Annotated in this window: 1 protein-coding gene; it reads left to right on the top strand. The window is 56.4% G+C overall.

The window, feature by feature from the left end; translation table 11 throughout:
* The first annotated feature begins 107 nt into the window (after positions 1-107).
* Positions 108-1,112, top strand: coding sequence for a sensor histidine kinase (locus ACP7EY_RS23955; RefSeq protein WP_426197756.1), 1,005 nt, complete (start codon positions 108-110; stop codon positions 1,110-1,112).
* Positions 1,113-1,298: the final 186 nt, after the last annotated feature.

The raw sequence follows: 1,298 nt of genomic DNA, 5'->3' as shown, positions 1-1,298 counted from the left end.
GGCTTCTACAACGGGAAACGAATCAATTCAGCACTGGGTAATCTGCCGCCCGCCGTCTACGAACGGAAAATGGCAGCACGAGAACCTATCGTTGTGTCCGAAATTACTTGACCACCGCAACCCTTCAAGCTGAGGATGAGGGAACGCAGGCGGATGGAGCGAGGATCTCCGGCGCGTCGGGGGGCGCCGGGTCCATGCTGAGCGAGATGGGCGTCAGCGCGGCGGCGCACGGAAAAGCCCTACTCGAATTGGATTACTCGGTCGACCAAGTCGTTCACGACTACGGCGATCTGTGCCAAGCTATCACCGATCTGGCGTTTTTGCGCGACATCCCTTTTTCTGTGGACGAGTTTAGAACGCTAAACCGCTGCTTGGACAACGCCATCGCTGACGCGGTGACCGAGTTCAGCTCCGAACGCGATACGGCGATCACACTGCGGCAAAACACGGAAGTAAATCAGCGGCTCGGCTTTCTCATGCATGAGCTTCGAAACTCTTTGAGCGTCGCGACTCTGGCGACTGAGGCGATGCGTCTAGGGAACCTCACCCTAAGCGGGGCGACAGGTACGGTTCTCAAGCGCAGTCATGACGCGATGTCGAAGCTGATCGAGCGCTGCCTGCAAGAAGTCAAAGCTGAAAACGCTGAGCTGCCTGTCCGTGAGGTGTTTTCGGTGGCCGCGTTTATTGAAGAGGCGAGCGAAACTGGGAAGCTCGGTGCCGACGCTCGCGGATGCATCTTGAAAGTCGAAGTCGTCGATCCGGCGCTTGGCGTGAAAGGCAATCGAGAACTGCTTTTAGCGGCGTTAGGGAACCTGCTTGGAAATGGATTCAAATTCACTCATCCAGGAACCATTGTCGCGCTACGTGCGCACGCTGTTGACGAGCGGATACACATCGAAGTTGAGGACCATTGCGGCGGCCTCCGGCAAGGAGACGCAGAGCGGCTATTCATACCGTTTAGCCAGTGCGCTGAGGACCGATCTGGTGCAGGGCTCGGCCTTTCCATCTCGCGTCAAAATGTGGAAGCGGATAGAGGGACGTTAAGCGTTCTCAACCACCCTGGTAAAGGGTGTGTTTTCACAATGAGCATGCCTACGCACAAGTTGCACTGAGCGGTCGTCGCGCAAATAGCGTTGTAGGAAGCATCGGACTTGCCGGCGCGAGCTATAGCTACCGAAGTATAGTGGACCCACGATTTGAGACAGCAGTTTAAGCTATGGTCCTCACTGGAGGATTGCAGCAAATGGCGGAAGCGAAGAAACGGAAAGCGCATAGCGCGGAGTTCAAGGGGAAGGTCG

It is taken from the genome of Massilia sp. DWR3-1-1, from assembly GCF_049898325.1.
GTDB lineage: Bacteria > Pseudomonadota > Gammaproteobacteria > Burkholderiales > Burkholderiaceae_D > JAFCUW01.
Note: the sequence above shows the minus strand (reverse complement) of the source record. Positions and strands in the feature narration are given on the sequence as shown.